Genomic DNA, 19,031 nt, shown 5'->3' on the forward strand with positions numbered 1-19,031 from the left:
GTTGTCCGCGGTACTGCCGGTTCAAGCCGTTACACCCGCACATGAGCCGTCGGATCCCCGTAAAACCGTACCTCTCCTGAGGCTAGGAGCTCACGATCAGCTGCTTGCCAGGTATGGGCTCCTCCTGATCGCATTTGCCAATAGTTGAAGCGATCAGTGGAGTAAATTCCCCGTCCTTCATTGACCAGCCGCCGCAGGAACCCTGTATCTTCTCCGCGGGCGACAGGTTCGAATGGATAGTCAATGAACATCTGGCGGGGAGCAACAAGGGTAGGCCCCATCACCATTGAGGTGAACGTATGCTCCCTCTCCGGGAATCGTATGACGGTGGCCTCGTTTGACCGAAAGTACATATAGTGACACTGCTTTCCGACTAAGTCCGCGCCCGAAAACATGAGGCTGTTTGCCTGGTCGAGCAAATAGTTCGGACCGTAGTAATCGTCATCGTCCATTTTCGCCGCAAGATGTCCCTCGGCAGCACCAAAGCACAGGTTGAGACAGTTGCCGAGCGGTGTCGCAGCACTCGCTGAAAGAACTTTCGCGTCTATAACTCCAAATTCCGATTGGAGCTTCCGTATTTCAGCTGGACCAATCTCGAAACCATGAGTCAATAAGACCAGCTGAATGTCGACACCTTCCTGGCGGGCAGCTGTCGCGAAGACGTGACGCAGCTGTTCCGGTCTATTTGAAGAGACGCACATGGAGACCGTCGGAGAGCCTGCGGCTTGCGTGTGTTCAGGTAACACGGTGGATAAAACGGTCGCAACCCGGTGAGCGTAAGTGTGCTGGGTCCAGATTTTTCGTTGCGCTTTGTGAACCATTCGATCCCGTAGTTCGGTGCTTTGGACCAGCGCCCGCACGACGTGTCCGGCTTCGTCCCTGTCGTGAACCAACGGAATCTCGTCGTCGTCGAACGTGTTGCTAAGTGCCTTGCTGGGAGTGGAGACGACGGCGGATCCCGCTGCAGTTATCTCGAATACCCGACGTGCGCACATGGTCGGCGATTCAACTACTGAGTTCACGTTGAGAAATGCTTTGTACGCCTTGTAGGCGTTGAGCATTTGGCGGTATTCCAGTTTTCCTACTACACGCGCTGAGAACGGCTCGGGGAACTGGTATCGCTCGTCACCGCCGAGCTGCCGTGAGAATATTTCCAATCCATACCGCATCTTGGGGCTGACGTCCATCGCCCCACCGAGCAAGATTTCCATCTGTGCCCGGCGTTCGGGGTACTTGTGCGTGAAGAACATACCGGCGAATGCCACATCCCGTCGAGGCTCTGCGAGACGGCCTCGAATCGGGTTGTGAACAACCGGCTGGGCTGCGAAGGTCAGTGTCCCAATTTGATCGTGACCGAGATCCCGCCGATATGCCGGGATGCGATCAGAATCTGTGGTCCAAACCCAGTCAAATAACGCCGCGGTCTGAAGAAAATCGCCATAGTGCACAGGGTCTTCCTTATTCCAAAAGACAGTCGGTATCCCATGTGCGCGACAGTATTTCACCAAGTCGCGCACTTCAGGACTTGGTCCCCTCGAACCCGTCAACTTGTAGCGCCATAGACCACCGTTACCCGCCCAAGCCGACTCGACGAAAAGCAAGTCGATCGATCTTTCGGCAAGTTGTCCCTCCCAAGTCTCAGGAGATAGAGCCATCTGTGTCCATTCATATTGAAACGCCAAAGTGGAAAAGTCATCCAGTATGACGCCGGCACGAATGTGGTCGAGGACCGGCTTTGAATCAGGCACCTCCATCGGAGGAAAACTGATCCTCCGGGAGCCGATGATCCTGCGTCGTACTCGTGCGACGGCATTCTCGACCGTTCGATGCCCGTTAGGCTGCATGGCAACAGACCTGCGCCGCCACTCCCTAACCTGATCCCGGCCACCCCGCCTGAAGTGCCAAAGAGTTCGACGTAGATGTTCAAGTCCGTTGAGCATTAGGAGGTAGCCTTTCGCCGGCCGACCGACCGCTCTTCAATTTCGACGGATCCGTACTCTTTCACTAGTCGTCGCCGCATCTGTGCGGGTGCATGACGATCATCCGACGCCAGTGCCTTCATAAACGCTTGATACCTCTTGAGCACTACGCCTGGGGATCCATCCATCAACAGATCGCCTTCGTCCAGCCAAATCACTCGGTCACACATTTGCCTGATCGTCCCATTGCTATGGCTGACAAGGAAAACAGAACCGGCGTTGGCGCGCAACGCGTCCATACGCTTTTTAGTTCTTCCCTTGAATTGTTCATCGCCCGTGTTCAACGCTTCATCAATGAGCAGAATCTCCGGATCGACGGCCGCAGCAATCGCGAAACGCAATCTCGACCCCATACCGGATGAAAAAGACTTCATTGGCAGGTGAATCTGCTTGCCTAGCCCTGAAAGCTCAACAATCTGATCATATTTTTCCCGGACCTGTCGGTTCGACATCCCCATCGCCAAACAGCCAAGTACTATGTTCTGGTCGCCCGACAGGTCCGGCACCAGCGCGGCGTTCACCCCCAGTAGTACGGGTGTTCCGGAAGCGAATACGGTACCAGTTGTTGGCGGCTCCTGCCCAGCAATGATGCGCATTAATGTACTCTTGCCCGACCCGTTCCTCCCTACTACACCTACAGATTCGCCATGGTTTACTACAAGCGACATGCGGTTTAGGGCTGCAACTTCAACCAATGATGTGCGTTGCAGTGCACGCTTGAAGCGATTTCCTGCCTTTTGAGTTTCTTCCTGTGCGGACGATTCCGTCGAATGGACTCGATATCGGACGCTAATATCGCGTAGGACCACCGTCGGGGAGCCTTCATGGAACTCAAGCTCACTGCTCGCGACCATATGTCTCCTCCGCGCGCCAGAAATATACAAAACCAAAGGCCACCGCTGCCAAGGCCCAAAGCGCCAGAATGATCCAAGAGTCCCAGGACGGAACTGAATCGTAGATAAGGCAATCCCTCGCCATATCAAGCACTCGATACAAAGGGTTGGCCTTCATGATGTCGACAATGACCGGCTGATCGACGAAACGGTCAATGGAGAAGAAGACAGCTGATGCGTAGAGCCATAGCCGCATGAAAAATGGAATAACGTTTATGACGTCGTGGACGTCGTTGCACAATCTGGCCAAGATCAATCCGACTCCGAGATTGAAAACGAATTGAAGGGCCAGGATAGGGATCAGTAGCAACCATCGCCATGAGATCACTTCCACCGGTGGAACTACAATCACTATCAACAGCATGGTGAGAATCACCGGCACGTTGGCAAACACTTCCCGCACATTGACCGCAACCGGCAACGTTGCCCGTGGGAATTTGAACGCCTGAATCACATTGCGGTTGCCCTGAATGGCCCTCGCGGCCCCATTGATGGAGCGGGAACTTATTTGGAACAGGAACACACCGATTACCAGATAGGCAATAAAGTTCTCAATCCCCCTGGAAGTGTTCAGCAGCAGACCAAAGATAAGGAAGAATACAGCGCCGTTGAACAACGGAGTGAGGATCAACCATGCGCTTCCGAGACGATCATTTTGATGACCGCTCTGAACCCGGGCACGTGCGTCATAAGCAATGAACTGCCGATAGTCCCATAGCGCAACGAGGTAATCCAGAAATGGGGGGCGAGCACCGACCCGCCTCAAATCGCGCATATCAATCGATACGCGTCGATTCGGCTTTTGTACTATGGACGGTCTTGCCTGCTGCACCATCAGGAAGTTACCCCGATGCGGGTATAAGCCTCGTCATATGCGGCAGCGTTTTTCGCCCAGGTCCGCTCAGCTAGCACGAACCTACGTCCGGCCAGGCCAAAAGCCGTGCGGAGCGGCTCCTCGATCAAAAGTTCCTTTAGCGCCTCCGCCAGCTCCGCGGGACTTTCGGGGTTAACCAGTAAGCCATTTTCTCCGTGACGGACGGCTTCTGCGAGAGCAGGCAAATTGCTGGCAACCACTGGTCGAGCGCAAGCCATGGCTTCTACAGGCTTCAACGGGGTCACGGCACGGGTTACAGCGGAGTCTTTGCGGGGTACGACAAATATGTCGACGGCTTGGTGGTAGAGGGCCGACTGAGCCCGGGGCACACGACCAGCAAATACCACCTTGTCACTTATCCCCAAGGTATTCGCTTGGCGCCTCAAGGCCGGTGCAGAAGTGCCGTCGCCAACTATGAGGACGCGGAGACTCGGATAAGCAGGCGCAAGTTCCGCCGCCGCTGACAGGAGATCGTCCAACCCTTCATAATCGACCAAGCTGCTTACGGTGCCGATCCATACCCCGGACCCCGGCAGGCCAAGGTCCGCACGTGCCTCGGCGGAAGAAAGAGGATCTGCCAGATACTGCTCCCCCACGGCATTCGGAGCAATGACGATGTTCTCCATCAGAACTCCTTCGCGTTGAATTTCACTCTGCATAGCTTCGCCCAGGGTTATGACGAGGTCGGCGCTTCGCATCAACTCCGCTTCCCGGGCTCGGAACAGTTTATAACGCTCACTGTAATACGCGCCCTCGCCCCTGCTCGACGCCCACGTATCCGCTAACTGCCCCCGTACTTCATACACCCAGGGAATTCCGTGGGCCCTAGCAACCTCCCTGACCACCAGCCCATTAACAAAATGAGTAGTCGTATGAAGAACTGAAGGCCTGTATGACCTCACGATTTTCGACAACGCCTCTGTCTGCTGCTGCAATCTGCCATCCAAACCGTCCGCCAACTTACCGGGGATAAGACGCTCATACTCGACGCCGTCGACAACGTCGCTGCTTCGAGCGAGAAGCGCCCCTATCTGAACGGGATAGCCTAGGCGCGTAACGGCTCTGGCGTCCCATCCTATTGCCTCTTGGGCGATGAGTATGGAGTGCGAGCGTTGTGCATAGCCGCTACCAGTATGCGGCAGGGAGTTGGTCAGGATATGCAGTACGCGGTTCTTCACGGGTTCGATATGTGCGGGAGGGACCCTAGGCGTCCAGCCTCCTTGAAAGACTTTGACTTCCGCCGCCAGTCGTCCCCGTTGCCGTCGACCTGGACCCCGTTCGTCCTCGAGCGCCGCAACTGCACCCGACATGTCACCTGCATACCATTTGCAGCGCGCAACCGTGGTAGCACGGCCCCGAACGCTGTCGTCTACCCGTTCCAACAGATCCCCGGCGAGCTGAGCCTCTCCGGCACTCAGCGCGAGATCCGACAGTCGGCGCGCCCCTTGGCCGGTCACGCCGTTAGCCAGAGCAGACTTCAGAAGTGCCGTAACCTCCTGGACGTGACCAGAAATGTAGGCGGCAAAAACACCAGAAACCGAGTCGCGACGACGGCGAGTCAACACAAACAGAACGTCAGCCACACGTTGCCTCGCCCTGCTAGGCAGTCGTCGCGAAATCTGGAGTAGCAGCACTACCGGGTCGTCGCCCAGATGCACAATGAGGGTCGAGATCGCCAGACGAATGTTCCGCAACACTTGAATCACTTAGTACAAACCTGAGATCCGGGTCTTTTTCCCGTTAGTAAGTTCACAATCGCTACTTGATACTCACCGGCAAGCACGTTCAAATCTGCATGCTGCTGAGTCCACTGCCGGCCGCTGCTCTTCGTGTTCAATCGTTCTCGATCAACGGCCAGCTCTGTCCAAAGCTTTGCTATTTCTTGAGGGTCGGCCGCAACCACATCCCCAGATCGTGCTGCCAACAACATGGCTGCGGCCTCGCCCCGCACGATTCCGGTAATGTGTCGACCAGTCGCTAGGACTTCATATGTCTTTGACGGCACCGTTGTCTCAAACGACTTCCAGTCGTCACGCAGCGAGATAACGCAACTATCGGATCGGCGATAGTACTCCATCACCTGACGTCCAGGAACAGATTGGTGGAATTCCACCGGCGCATCCAGTGCAAGAGCGAGCTCCATCAAAGCCGGACGCCGGGTTCCATGTCCGACCATCGTCAGTCGCATCCGCTCTCCAACAATGGCGCTGGCGCGGATGATCGTTTCTAGGCGTTGACTCTCGCCGTGATTTCCTAAATAGAGAACCTCGAGACGTGAAGTGTTAGTGGAAGGCGGGTCCAATTCGGTGATGCTTTTTGTATCCACGCCATTACTGACATTGAGTACACGTTCGATGCCCCGCTGTCGCAGCGTCGCGGCAAATCCATCGGTCACGGTGACAACCAATTGCGCGCGTTCTTGTATAGCAAGGATTACGCGGTTGACTACGTCCTTGATTCCACCCGCAACTACGCGTGAATCGATAGCCAAATCGGGCCAAGCATCACGCATCTCTACTACGAACGGGACCCTTCGGACCTTTGCCACAACGTACCCTGCGCCGAGGGAGGCCAAACTGGGTGCTGTGGCTATGACAACGTCAGGCTTCGGCGCGGCTAGGGCAGCCGGAATGGAAAAGGCCGCGGACACTAACTGATCGGCCAAGCGGCCAATACGCGACGTGCCGTGGCGGAGGTAAGGCACTCGGAATATTCGTTCACCATGCTCACCGTATTGGCGTCGGAGTGGCCGCCCGGCATCTTCGCTGGAAAGCTGTCTGCGACCGAATGGAAAATGCGCTACCGGAGTTACCACATCGACGTCCCACTCCGACGATCGAAAGTGTTTGATGAATGCATTCCAACGCCGCTGAGGAGGACTGTTTTCCGGGTTGTAAGAGTGCGTCATAAGTAAAATTCGCACATCAAACACCCCCGTGATAGTTCCCGTGCCTATGGTTGCCGCAACCCAGTCTAGCTGCGATTGTCCAGCTCGGACGGTCCGCTCGGCTCCAGTCGAACACAAATGTGCCCCTGGGGCTAACCAAGCCCGTGAAAACGGCGGCTAAAGCCTCCATCCGTTCCCCTCAGATCCTGATTCCCGCGGTCCCTCGCCGTCAGAGCCCGTTTGACTCTAGAAATTGCCCCAGTGTGCCATTGTCCATGGCTTCGGAAATAGCCTCAATCGCAGCCTCGTCCTTCACAACGATGGATTGACCGTCCGCGGACGTTCCCGTCCCGTTAGTCGGCAATGTGAACATGTGGACGTCGTTACTCCGCACTGAGCGAAGGGAGAAGGCCAAATTTCCGACTTTGCCGGCGTCGAGTCCATCGTCGACGCTCACAAAAGGCGCAAATTTGCTGACTACATCGCTGATCTTACCTGGGTTGGTTAGCGTGTCGGCGTTCAAGAATTCCGACATTACTGCTTTCACGAATATCTGCTGGTTGGCCACCCGCTGGTAATCTCCGTCAGAGAACGCCGAGCGTTCTCTGACGAACTTTAAAGCGGATTCACCGTCTAGGGTCATCGGCCCCGCAGTAAAGGCCTCCCCCATCGATCCCGACGATTTGAAAGAGTAGGGAACGTCTACTGTCACGCCACCCAGAGCGTTAGTCAATGCTTTGAACCCTGCGAAGTCAATGACAGCGACGTGATCAATACGGTCGTCGAACATTCCCTCGATGGTTTGAACAGTCAGTGGAATCCCGCCCATTGAGAGCGCGGCATTGATTTTGTGCATCCCCTGCCCTGGAATCTCAGTCCAGAGATCGCGCATGATTGACATTACGTAGATATCGTCCCTGTCAGGCGGAATATGCATCAGCATCATAGTGTCGGAGCGTTGGCCCGTGGGCGTGGAAGATTCCAAATTCCCCATGTTGTTCCTGGTGTCACTGCCCATTATCAGGATATTGATTGCTTCAGGCCCTGGGTTCCCTCCTTCCTTGGAGGGGCGTGTCGATTCCTCAGGAAACGCCGATTCGATCTTCTGAGTGCTGTTGTTGAAAGTATTGGCAAGGTTGTAGAGGTACCCGCCGGCCACGACTGCGGCGACCAGGAAAAGGCCAAGGAATACGAACAGCACATTGCGGACTGTATGCCGATTGCGGGGTCGTTCATCTTCGTGATGCCGAGGCTCGTCAAACATATGACTCACTGAGGAATGCTCCTATGGTTTGAGACAACGCCCGATTCTACAGCACATCGTCGCCTTTCCTAGCAGCGGACCACCCACGGACATGCCGTTGGGGCGTGACCCGCCTCAAAGCTGTCTTCTAAGTGCCGCGCAGGCCGTCCGGATACTAGGCCAAAGCAAGACTGATGATGAAACGGAGACCGCAGGAACCGGCACCCAACTCCAGGTTAGTGGGTGTATTCAGTTTCGTCTTTCGGCTGGGCGAATCGTCCTCTGTCGAGTAGGTGCTCGTTTACGACCGCCGGGGGCCGCCATGATTGGCGACAAGGGGCGAGCAGTCATCGTGATAGGTGCCCATACGAACTTCGAATCGACGATGAGTCCGCTTTTACGGTGCAATTTTCTACAGACCCCGTCAACGCAACATCTCTTGGAGTTATGTTTCGCGCCTTGAACAGCTCATGTGTCGCTCCCCACTCCTCCCTAATTGGAGGACTATAACTACTGATGAGCGAATCTTTAACAGCGTTCCTGTCGGGTGCTACTAAGTCGTACGTTTTCACTCCGCCGTCGTACTCACCTGAATTAGAGCTTTTTGCAATCAGGTTCCCTTGCGTGTTGATCCGCTCTGCGAGTTGACCTATCGAGATACCAGTGGATGCATACAATAACGTGTTCTTCCTAATCGAGACGTGCCGTGGGCTACCGACTGGGTCCCGACTCCCAGAAGCCTTGATGTTGGCGCCAAGAGGACTCCCCGCAACGATATTCCTCTCGATAACTCCTCCACTCGAATAAATCGACGGCATAAGGTAGATATTATGCATCTCGCCATGCGTACCTGTACGCGACGCGTTTTTGATGCAGTTCCCACCGACCAGGTAGTCATGCGGCGCTGCCGCGACTCTATCGGCATCCGAGTTGGAGGTTGCTACGCTTTCTCGAATCAGAACATTAGAGACGCCCCGTGTGCCAGCTACTTCGTTGTTGATGAAGGACCAACCGGTACCGCCGAAGAAGTACACAATCGATTCACCTGTCGTATTCGTCTCACTGAATCCGAACCGTATGCCTTGGACCGTCCAGTAGTCGGCGTCCCTTAATGAAAGATATCCATTTAGCTGAACCCGTTCTCCCGGGTATGCCTGCAAGTATATCGGCGCCTCAGGCGTGCCTGGCCGCGCCCCCCAACCCACTTTTTCGTCATATACCCCACCGCGAACCACGATGACGTCACCGGGTTTTGCGATGAGTACGCCTGCTTGGATCGTTGCAAGAGGATTATCCATGTCGGGTTCGGGGCAATCAGGAAGATGAGTCGACCATACGCCCTTCTCAAGGCATGTCGTGCGGTCATATTCCACATAACCCCACGATTGGTGGACAGGTATGATGTCTGTACCGTCGTCATCCACAAAAATTGTCCGCCCGCCGGGCGCCGGCGTGCTTAGCTCAGGCGTCTGGATTCCGATATACGCTACTCCAGAATCTGGAATACCAGGACTTTCTGTCGCATGTGCGGGAGCAACAACACCTAATGAGAAACAAGCGACTAGAGAACAAACGGCAGTAACTTGTGCCGAAAAAAGCCAATTCTTCAATGTGGTCCCCCCAACGTAACCGTTACAAGAATAGGTGCATCCCTCGACAAAGTCCACCCACCGCGTTGACTCATAGAAAACCTCCGCGTAGCCGGATACGTTGCCTCATTTGAAAACGTTCGCGTAGCGGCGTGGTTGATGTTGCGGGCGCCGGTTGCCGGTTATGCCGTTTCTATGGAGCTAACGATGGCCCAGGGGCAAGCTGTGACGAAGAAGAAAGCCCTCGCTTATAGAAGCGCCGATCGTGCAGGGAAGTCCCGGATCCTGGACGAGCTGGTCGAATTGACTGGTTGGCACCGTGATTATGCCCGCACGGCCCTGTGGGAGGCCCTGGTCCTGAAAATTGTCGGGCCAGGCCCGGCCAGGCGCCGGTCTATGGGCCGGATCTGCTGGGCCCGCTGGTGACGTGTTGGGCGGTCCTGCGGGCGCCGGCCGGCAAACTGTTGGCGCCGATGCTGCCGATCCTGGTGCCACTGCTGCGGCGCGACGGGGAACTGGTTATCTCTGGCGGTCGGTAAAGAATTAAGGCCGCCAAATGGGTCTTCGAAGCCCTCGAACAGGTTACGGCCGTGTTCCCAATCCCGATCATCGGTATCGACTCGGATTATCCCGACGTCGGCACACTACCACTCCAACGACAATGCCACGTCAAGCAGAAGAACGGCTACGTCGTACGCCGCCACGCTGCGGGAAACATTTACAGGGTCCGCCTGTCACGCCTTACAAAACTCAGCAACAGTTACTCACCACGTTGCGCCCATATGGCCTGGATATACCGATTCGCGCCAGCGCTAAGACACGGATGTGACCAGTCATCTCTATCGTGTTACCGGTCCGCCAGTCAAGAGATTTAGACCGACCGACGAACATAGATCGGATAGTAACGGAAAGTCGGGCTCCTCGATAATGTCTGGCGCGTCGATAAAAATGGCCGATGCCGATGTCTCCTCGGCCAACAATATACCCGCGGCTAGAAACGGATACCAACGCCCCAACTTCCCTGACTGTGTCTCAGAATGCAACCAAGCATTGCTAGATAAGGTGAGTGCGTCCATCTCCAACAAGCCACCGGAATAGACGTCTGAACGTACTATTTCCAACACAAATTCCCTCTGCTTGTGTAGCCCGTTATCTGGAGCGACCCCCTTACGACCGTTGCAAACTATAAGTGTTGACTCCCCTCGGGGCATCTCACGATCGGAGTAAAGTACTGGGTCGACCCTGACGGTCTCCGGGAAGATTGCTTCGATGGATCGTGCGACGCTGATGGAAACACGACCGGTGAATGCTAGTCTCGCGCCAGTTACGTGGCCAAATAACAGAGCCGACGCAGCAGCAAATCGATCGTCATGATACTTTGACAGGTTGAGATCCAACCAAAACTCTGAGGCGACAGGGTAGGTGTCGCCTTCCTCAACTGTAGCTAATATGCCGGAGCGGCCGAAGGAGTTCGGTTCCCATTTGAATTTCATAGAGTCCTCTCTTCCTTATCCAAAGCAGCTACTAACTGCGGGGAGAAAGGTTCTGGCCCGGCCGCCAACATGAACACGTTCGTAAGGCTTTCTTTAGTGTTCGAAAGATTTCTTTGCAGTTCCACGGCGGCTTCAGCCGTCAAGTGCCCAGAGATGAATGCCGCTCCGGACCACTCACCGTTTCTCGCTGTGCAGAAAGCACCTTGTACCGTTTTGGCGACTTCAGCCAACCCGTTTTGATCCTTGCCAGTGGCCACGGCTACAACTCGGAATTGATCAGGTTGAAGGGGAACGTAATTGGAGTAGATCCATTCAAACAACGATTCCGCTGGTTCCAACTTCGAATGCACAGCCGTTTTGCTAGTCGCAGACACTCGAAAGTCCAGTCCGAGGAGTCGCAACCGGGCTAGTCCCGACAGCGATACGTCAAAAACCTCGGCTACCTTGTTGGACGGCCACCCTGACCGGTCATCGACAGTAAACAGAGAATCACATTCCCCGATGCTGGACGCCACGTCTCCAATATCCACTTCAGAATCGAACGACTCGATCGCTACACGGCGGGTTACCAGATGGTCCGGAAGATAGGGAATCACCGATTGTTCGTACGGCTTCTCGGTGGTCGTGCTTGGTAGCCACTCCCCTTCCGTGCTCTTTGTGTATGGATTTTCCGCCAGACCGTTTGTAAAATTCAACAGTTGACGTGACATTTTAGCGGATGAATTCTGAATCTCTCCGGCCGTTCGCGTTATTTGACCCCCGTGCACCCGCCGCAATATTAGACTCTCACCGCAATGTCTAAATACAATGCCCGAACGCACCATACGCAGAGCAAGGTTGTTGTCGACACCGCTTTTCAACGTCTCATCGTATTCAAAACTCGCCATGACATCCCTTCGCACTAGCCAGGTGGGATGTGTGGGGTTCTGACCATAGCGAAGGGCCGTCTGCATATTAAATCGACGATGTGTCAGACGATGCATTTCACCGGAGTCGTTGTCGAAATGAATCGAGACGCCGAAGCTTCCATGGTCGCCAGCGGCGAAGGAAGTCAGTTGAAACTCCAAGCGCCATGGCAGCATAATGTCGTCGTCATCGTGGACGGCGATAAAGTACCCACGAGCAACTTGAGTTCCGAAGTTCCTTGACGCAGAAATGCCGCTGTTTGCCCGTCTGAAATATTTGATCCGCGGTTCAGCAAAAGATTCTACGACTTCCTGGGTGTTATCCGTGGAACCGTCATCAACTATAATGACCTCAAAATCTTCAAACGTCTGGCCCAGAATGGAATTTATGCAATCTGGGAGATACTCCGCACGGTTGAATGTAGAAATCACAATACTGACAAGCGGTCCGTCAGGAGGTGAAGAGGCGCCCCAAGAATTCAGATTTCTAAAGATTGGCGCTCTCGCTGGCGCGTGGCGCTCGGGCGACACGCTGGGTCGCGTTCCCCGCCGGGAGTTCATCCTCACTGCGCACCTGAAAACGACGCAATTTCGATCGTTAATCCACTTCTCATGAACTCCGAGTCGCTGGGCCCTGCAAGCAAAGTCCCGCACGGCAGAGTCGATGGAAACAAGCTCTTCGTCAAACCCGCGGAGTATGTGGAATGCCTGGCGACGGGCCGCGATAAAACCGGTTGACTCGCCTCTAGGCAAGCCTGCGACGTTTGCTCGGTGCTTGACGCCATAAACAGCCACATCATTGAGTTCGTCCTGGGTTGGCCTTTCGGTAGACCTGATCTCAGCCATACCAAATCGGAGGACTCCCGAATCGGTTGAGTGCAGTTCAGCCAAGATCGATGACAGGGTCGCGACCCCGATCATTACTCCCGGTACCAGGACAATCACTACGTCTTCGCTGGACTGCCTGAACGCCCCATTCACACACTGGGCTAAGCCTCCGCCGTCCGCACCATATTTAACTAATTCGACCGGTGCCGCTTCATAAGTACTCTCCAGCTGCTCCGTTAGGAAGCTGTCAGGAACAGCCACTGATACACGCACATGTGCCTGTGTATTCGCGGAGGCGGCGCCGATAGACCTCAAGGACCTATTCACTTCTTCCGGTTCGGAGTCAGCCTCCACTCCAATTATCACAATCATAGATTCGGCTGGCACGCCGCTCATAGTACCGTCCTTTCGCCAAGGACAAGTTGTGAGCCTTCAGTACCTCTTTCGGCATAGCCGAACACCGGTGATGAGGCCCAAATTTCCCCTAATGACTTCAAACGTTCGGTATCGGTTCCGCCCCAGCATAAGACTCGAAGCTGCAAGCGCCGAAAGCCGGGCTTAATGGATAAGGGAACTAAGCGCACAGATCCTCCTCCGCTGACAGGAGGGTTATACAGATAGTGGCTGTCAAGCGAAGCCGAAAACCCCCAATTTACGACCTTGTCTTTAGCGTCAATATCATCCACACCAGCAACCAAGAAAACAAACTCCTTGTGAGCAATGGACACCTCAGTATGAACTAAGAAATCGATAGTAGTTTGCTCGTGAACAAAATCGAATTTAAACTCGAACCCAACTGACTTACTCGGTGGCATCAGACGCCCCCCCATTCGAATCCGTTACAGAATCGTGTACGACGCTCGGGACATTATTCTCGAGCAGTTCCCTAAGTGCCAGAACGCCATACTTCTCATTCATATGATAAAAATCGCCTCTAGTATAGAGCGAATCCGAAGATAAGTCATCGGGATTCGCCAGGCCGAACTCGGTTTTCGAAAAAACGTCATTTGAAATGGTCTGAGATGGTTGATATGAGACATGGAAACTACGATCTACAAGATCATGCATAAGTTTCTCGTACGTTTCGGCAAGAGAACTAATGTCGCCACCTTTTTGTATAGCGCGGAAGTGCCGAAACTCGGGTTCGTCCCGATGAGTCACCCATTCGAGCGGTCGAGGTTGTTGAGAATAGATAATGGGCTTGCTTGTAAATGCACGAAGAGATTCCATAACCCGTGCTGCTTTGGTTTTCCGAAACATATCCAGGACGGACTCATCGTATACGTCCGGGGATACCATGTAGACGCTACGATCCCACCCATGGTCGTCTCTACGAAACTTAGTATAGCTTTTTGCTAACGTCGAGAATGAATAGTGCATGCCTAAAACGACAAACATATCCCACTCGTTCACATCGATATCTGGTGAATGTGTGAGCCCAATATCATTGTGGACGACAGGTTGTTGCTTCACCCCTTTGATTGTCAGCGGTAGATCTCCGTATGTTCTCTCGACCTTGAAGCCAGCTGACACGTTCGGATAATCCGTTCGAATTAGCTCCCACGCCGACTTGACGTGCCCCAAGTGTGAGTCACCGACAAAGCATATCTTCATCGCCCGAACGCCTCCAATAGGACTTCTTCACACAAGACGTCACTTTCCTCACCTTGAACTGGCAACTGCACGCTGTTGCTGTCATCTGCAACAGTTCCGTGTTCACGAAAAAAGTGCGACATAACCGTTTGGACTCCTTGCGGTGTCACATTGCGAAGGGTCTCGTCAAAGAACATTCCTCGCGCAGGGCCCCCCGTAATAATTTCATACGAGGGAAAGTAATCTGTATCTTCACGTCCTTCGGACAAATCTCCAGCAACAGCCCGCAAAACCGATTTCGAATAAGTCGTCGCGCTCAATACATGTTCTCCAGACGCCGTAGCGGCTAGTGGAACAGGGCTCACAGTTAAAATGAAGCGCGCATTCGGATTCACGGTATGAACGAGCGATCTAAATTCTTCAAAGTCCTCATATAACTCATGGTATTTAAAGTTTATGAATTCATATTTATCTGGATCGTAGTCCCCTGCTATAGTCCCAGGCGCGGTAGGGAAAACGGTTCCACTTCGCTTGTGTCGCCAACCTTCAGTCAGACCCAGAGTGTATACGATCACATCCGCCTCCGTAAGCAGCTTCCGTACGCGCCTCAGATGCTGCTCCCTGTGGAGCATCACCATGCGCGCCGTCCTATGGCCGTTTGGTTCAACAGAAGGCCGGAGTGCGTCAAAGTACCTGTCGCCCTTCGCCCAAACAGCGTCTGAGGGTGTCCAGCGACCCAAGGACTCTTGTGCGAGCTGAAGCAACTGCCGCACATAATAAATGTTGCCATATCGTGCAGAGTAAGTTCTGAACCCATATTTTTTGGCGGTTTCCTCATTCAGGTCGGCAGGTGCTGGCTCGGTGTCCATAACCCTGAAGCCATTAACCCGAAGGTGCTGAGCGATATGCTGTGCGAAGCAACTGCCAGCAGTAGCAATTGCATCATCCGGCTTGATGTCGTACTTCTTCCGGTACAGACCCTCAAGGTCGATGACTTCGAGGCCTGAAACAGCACGCCTCCAAAAAGACCTGGCTTCATTGCCACGATAAGGTGACCGTGCTTTATTCGAGCTATCACTACTCACATTTTCAATATTCATGTCACTCCCGAGGACGGTTTTTGGATCAAGACATCAGCCGAGAGCGCAAGTCACTCGCGAATGCTCGCGACAAGGCATCTGCCTCGTAATTGTTGGTAAAGGATCGGATCCTCCAAGACACATCGTCATCAAAAAATCGTTCAGCACGCCTGAATGAGTCGACGAGTTTCTCCCTGTCGCCCGGACTGTCTACTTTCTCAGCAATATCATGAGTCAGGTTTTCCCACACTGCCTTAACATCAGACGTTATTACCGGCAGGTCAAACGTTTGATATAGGAGAATGGCGCCACTATTCAACATCCGAGCGTAAGGTGCGAGACCTATATCCGCCGCACGCATGTAGTACTGAACGAAATTGGCTGGAATCTTTTTGGCCTCAATTAACACATTTGGGCTTCGCTCGCAGAGTTTGACAAATTCCGCGACTTCGACGCTTTCGTCGGGCATGCCGCCGACAAGCAGCCTCCGTGGTTGCGAACTACCCCGGCAGAATTCCTCGAAGGACTCATACAAGTTCTTGAGCCCTTTGTAAGCTTTGAGCGCTCCTAGTAGGACGTATACGCGCTCATCCGGCCTGATGCCGAGTGACAAGCGCGCTTCTTCTTTTGGAATAAAGTCTTCGTAAGTACCCCTGTAGTTCGCATGCGGGGACAGAAGTAGCTTTGAATTTTCAAAACTTATGTGCTCTCGCATGATATCCGCGGACGCTTGCGAGAGAATATGAATAACGTCGGCCCTGTCAGCCAGATACTGTTGGATCTGCATTTCGAGTGCTGGGTACAATGAGTCATGCGGAATAACGTTATGAAGCGTCCAAACGACCTTTCCGCCGCCTTTAATGAAGGCGTCCAATTCGTGTCTGAAATCTGACACTTTTTTCTTAGCAGTGACGTACGATTTGATTTCATTTAAGACAAAAGATGTCCAATGTATGTGTAACACTACAGCGCGGGCATTTTCACGCGCTTCTAGAAGGCGAAGAAAGTCCCAACTCTTGATCACGGGAGAAGCCGCAAGGCCGGCGGGTGCAAATTGCTTGTAGAGCAACGCTTGATAGGGGTTTGTGCGGCCAACCGGTGTATATCCAACGAGAATAGGTTTTCCGATCGTAGACGATCCCACCATTTCTAGTGCGGCCCTTGCCTCTGCAACCGGAGACTCCTTGCCGTGCCGAAAACCCTTGAGCGTAAGCTTCAAACGACTCTCCTAAAAACAGTTGCGGCCTTGTAGCGTTGCGAAGGGGCCAGCCAACTCAACCGGCGCAATAAAGGGACTGCAACCACTGTAACGTTGCGCAATAATGCTTGCATGACGACGAGGGACTCGGGTGGCCACTATGCCGGAAGTTGAACTGTTCCAGTGGAATCCCCAGCGTCCGCCCGTACCCTCCAGTCCTGGACTTTACCTGCCGGGCCGACGGGTTAACAACTTCGGCGACTTGTTGGGTCCCCTAATCGTACGAAGGATATTGCAACAAAGAGGTCTTTCCGAGGAGTCGAAAACTGGACCAGTTCGCCTCCTGTCGGTCGGATCGGTAATGCACTATGCGTCCGACGGCGACGTCGTGTGGGGGACGGGCGTCAACGGTAAAGCCCTTGGAAAGCGAATCTCGGCTCGGCGTTTGGACATCCGAGGTGTTCGGGGACCGCTAACGAGAAACCACCTTATAAAACGTGGATTCGACGTGCCGCCAAGGTACGGCGATCCAGGCCTGCTGCTAGGGACGCTGTGGCCTCGGCGAATGTTGGAATGCAATCAGCTGCGGCGGAGTGTTTCCGTATTTCCAAACTTTAACGACTTTAGAGCGTGGACCGGAGATCCCCTGGTTGTCGATCCAACCTCCCCGCTCCAGCATTGCCTTCGGATTATAGCATCAAGTGATCTCGTTGTTGGTTCTTCCCTTCATGCCATTGTCGTGGCAGAGTCGTTGGGCATACCTGCGCGCTTGGTTGAGTCGCAAGCGGAGCCAACCTTCAAATATCGCGACTACTTATTGGGCACAGGACGCAGCGGGGCTTTGATTGCTCCTTCCAACAAAGATGCTATCCGGATGGGAGGAATGGATATCCCGCAGCTCGATATCGCAACCGTCCTAGATACCTTCCCCGAAGAGTTATGGAAACCGCTCCCCCACTTGGACAGCCATGGTTGAGATGCACGAATAAAAGGACGGCGGTGCCCTGCCCCAGACTGAACTCTCTGAGGACTGTACGCAACGCTAGCTTCTGTACAAAAGCCACACCCGGAAGCTAGAACAAATTTGCGGCTTGCGCTTCTGTTATGCGATGACACGGAACTAAGGTTGACTACGCGGTGGCCCTAAATGATTAATGACGAGCCTAGAGATTTCGGACAGTGGGCCTCTTAAACTGAGGTTGCTACTGAAAGTGCGATCTGAGGTATGTCTGCAGCACGTCGCCGGTTCAGCCAGGATTTTAAGGACGCGTTGTGCCGGGAAGTTATCGATACACCGAGGCCCATCGCGGAGGTTGCCAAGTCTTATGGCGTCGGAGCCGAGAGTCTGCGCCGCTGGTTCATCAAATACCGGGAGGACAACGGCGGCGGGCAGGAGGAGTTGAGTCTGCCGGGAGCGGGCCCGGTTGAAGGAGTTGGAACGGGAGAATCAGGAGCTGCGGGCTGAGACGGCGTTCCTAAAAAGGCCAGCGCTTACTTCGCGAGGGAGCAGCGGTAGTGAGCAAATACGAGTACATCGACTCCCCGAAAAACGATCCCGTAGAGACTAACCCGGTCTGGAAAATGTGTCTGTGGCTGGCCGTGTCAACGTCCGGTTTCTATAACTGGCTGTCCCGGCACCAGTCCGCCACCGCCGCCCGGCCCTCGCGGTCCGTATCCGGAATTTTTCGACGACTCCGACGCACCTACGGGTAGTGGAGGATCCACGCCGACCTGAACGCCGAGGGCACCGAATGCTCTCGGGAGTTGGTCCGGCAGATCATGCGCGACGAGGACCTCGTGCCGTGCCAGCCGCGACCGTTCAGAATCACAACGGAGGCCGACGCGTAGGCTACCGCTGCCATCCCGGACCTGCTCAACCGGGATTTCACCGCGGCGGCGCCGGGAACCAAGTTCGTCGGTGACATCACCTATATCCATACCTGGGAAGGGTTCGTCTACCTGGCCACGGTCATTGACTGCTACTCAAAGAAAGTCCTCGGTTTCTCCATCGCCGATCGCATGCGCACCGAGCTGGTCGCCACCGCGTTGCGAAACGTCGACACCACCACTTACATTGCACCGGATGCGATCTGGCCTCGGACCGCGGCAGCCAATACACCTACGCCGAAATCAGGTCGCTGTTGCTGAACTGGGGATGCGCTCACCGATGGGCAGGACCGGTGTCTCCTGGGATAACAGCATGGCCGAAAGCTTCTTCTCAGCCCTGAAAAACGAACACGTCCACCGCACCATCTATGCCACAATAACTAGGCCAAAACGGGACGTCATGGACTATATCGAAGGCTTCTAAAACAGCCGCCGCCGGAACTCCGGGCTCGATTACCGCCGGCCAAACCGAAGTCCACTACAGTTACCAACAGCCAGCCATGGCAGCGTATGAAAAACCATTAAAACCGCTGGCCGAAATCTCCGCAGCAACTCACTCTCTGCCTAACTTTAAAAACAGACG

The 19,031-nt window shown here is 54.3% G+C and carries 14 protein-coding genes and 1 pseudogene; 3 read left to right on the forward strand and 12 right to left on the reverse strand.

What is annotated here, in order from left to right; all coding sequences use genetic code 11:
- Window positions 1-29: 29 nt before the first annotated feature.
- The 7 genes from ACX80B_RS01385 to ACX80B_RS01415 form a co-directional block, all read right to left on the reverse strand.
- On the reverse strand, window positions 30-1,754 hold the full coding sequence (locus ACX80B_RS01385; RefSeq protein ID WP_459292267.1) for a glycosyltransferase family protein: 1,725 nt from the start codon (window positions 1,752-1,754) through the stop codon (window positions 30-32).
- 185 nt (window positions 1,755-1,939) lie between these two features.
- Window positions 1,940-2,833: an ABC transporter ATP-binding protein gene (locus ACX80B_RS01390; protein ID WP_459292269.1), complete on the reverse strand. Its 894-nt coding sequence runs from the start codon at window positions 2,831-2,833 to the stop codon at window positions 1,940-1,942.
- The gene (locus tag ACX80B_RS01395) at window positions 2,817-3,707 is read right to left on the reverse strand and encodes an ABC transporter permease (protein ID WP_459292271.1); all 891 of its coding nucleotides are present in this window, start codon (window positions 3,705-3,707) and stop codon (window positions 2,817-2,819) included. The genes ACX80B_RS01390 and ACX80B_RS01395 overlap by 17 nt, the downstream gene beginning before the upstream one ends.
- Complete coding sequence (locus tag ACX80B_RS01400; RefSeq protein ID WP_459292274.1) at window positions 3,707-5,329, reverse strand: glycosyltransferase family 4 protein; 1,623 nt, start codon at window positions 5,327-5,329, stop codon at window positions 3,707-3,709. The genes ACX80B_RS01395 and ACX80B_RS01400 overlap by 1 nt, the downstream gene beginning before the upstream one ends.
- 119 nt (window positions 5,330-5,448) lie before the next feature.
- Window positions 5,449-6,654, reverse strand: a complete 1,206-nt coding sequence (locus tag ACX80B_RS01405; RefSeq protein ID WP_459292845.1) for a glycosyltransferase family 4 protein — start codon at window positions 6,652-6,654, stop codon at window positions 5,449-5,451.
- 208 nt (window positions 6,655-6,862) lie between these two features.
- Window positions 6,863-7,834, reverse strand: coding sequence for an LCP family protein (locus ACX80B_RS01410; RefSeq protein WP_459292276.1), 972 nt, complete (start codon window positions 7,832-7,834; stop codon window positions 6,863-6,865).
- Between the two features lie 389 nt (window positions 7,835-8,223).
- Window positions 8,224-9,174 (reverse strand): right-handed parallel beta-helix repeat-containing protein, encoded by a 951-nt coding sequence (locus tag ACX80B_RS01415; protein ID WP_459292278.1) that lies wholly within the window; start codon window positions 9,172-9,174, stop codon window positions 8,224-8,226.
- A 516-nt stretch (window positions 9,175-9,690) separates the two neighbouring features.
- On the opposite strand from ACX80B_RS01415, the gene ACX80B_RS01420 reads away from it, so the two are divergent.
- Entirely contained in the window at window positions 9,691-9,891 is a 201-nt protein-coding gene (locus ACX80B_RS01420; RefSeq protein WP_459292280.1) for a hypothetical protein, read from the forward strand.
- Between the two features lie 1,063 nt (window positions 9,892-10,954).
- Here the strand turns inward: ACX80B_RS01420 and ACX80B_RS01425 are convergent.
- The 5 genes from ACX80B_RS01425 to ACX80B_RS01445 form a co-directional block, all read right to left on the reverse strand.
- Window positions 10,955-13,087, reverse strand: a complete 2,133-nt coding sequence (locus ACX80B_RS01425) for a glycosyltransferase family 2 protein (protein WP_459292282.1) — start codon at window positions 13,085-13,087, stop codon at window positions 10,955-10,957.
- Complete coding sequence (locus ACX80B_RS01430; protein ID WP_459292284.1) at window positions 13,084-13,506, reverse strand: hypothetical protein; 423 nt, start codon at window positions 13,504-13,506, stop codon at window positions 13,084-13,086. The genes ACX80B_RS01425 and ACX80B_RS01430 overlap by 4 nt, the downstream gene beginning before the upstream one ends.
- On the reverse strand, window positions 13,493-14,224 hold the full coding sequence (locus tag ACX80B_RS01435; RefSeq protein WP_459292286.1) for a hypothetical protein: 732 nt from the start codon (window positions 14,222-14,224) through the stop codon (window positions 13,493-13,495). The genes ACX80B_RS01430 and ACX80B_RS01435 overlap by 14 nt, the downstream gene beginning before the upstream one ends.
- A gap of 77 nt (window positions 14,225-14,301) precedes the next feature.
- Window positions 14,302-15,384, reverse strand: coding sequence for a GSCFA domain-containing protein (locus ACX80B_RS01440; RefSeq protein ID WP_459292288.1), 1,083 nt, complete (start codon window positions 15,382-15,384; stop codon window positions 14,302-14,304).
- A 25-nt stretch (window positions 15,385-15,409) separates the two neighbouring features.
- A complete protein-coding gene (locus tag ACX80B_RS01445; protein WP_459292290.1) occupies window positions 15,410-16,582 on the reverse strand; it encodes a glycosyltransferase in 1,173 nt (390 codons plus the stop codon).
- 340 nt (window positions 16,583-16,922) lie between these two features.
- Between ACX80B_RS01445 and ACX80B_RS01450 the strand changes: the two genes are divergently transcribed.
- Together ACX80B_RS01450 and ACX80B_RS01455 are read left to right on the forward strand one after the other, a co-directional pair.
- The gene (locus tag ACX80B_RS01450) at window positions 16,923-17,537 is read left to right on the forward strand and encodes a polysaccharide pyruvyl transferase family protein (protein ID WP_459292847.1); all 615 of its coding nucleotides are present in this window, start codon (window positions 16,923-16,925) and stop codon (window positions 17,535-17,537) included.
- Window positions 17,538-17,786: 249 nt separating this feature from the next.
- Window positions 17,787-18,957: pseudogene (locus ACX80B_RS01455) on the forward strand (IS3 family transposase); the annotation flags it as partial.
- Window positions 18,958-19,031: the final 74 nt, after the last annotated feature.

The sequence above is a fragment of the Arthrobacter monumenti genome (genome assembly GCF_054511255.1).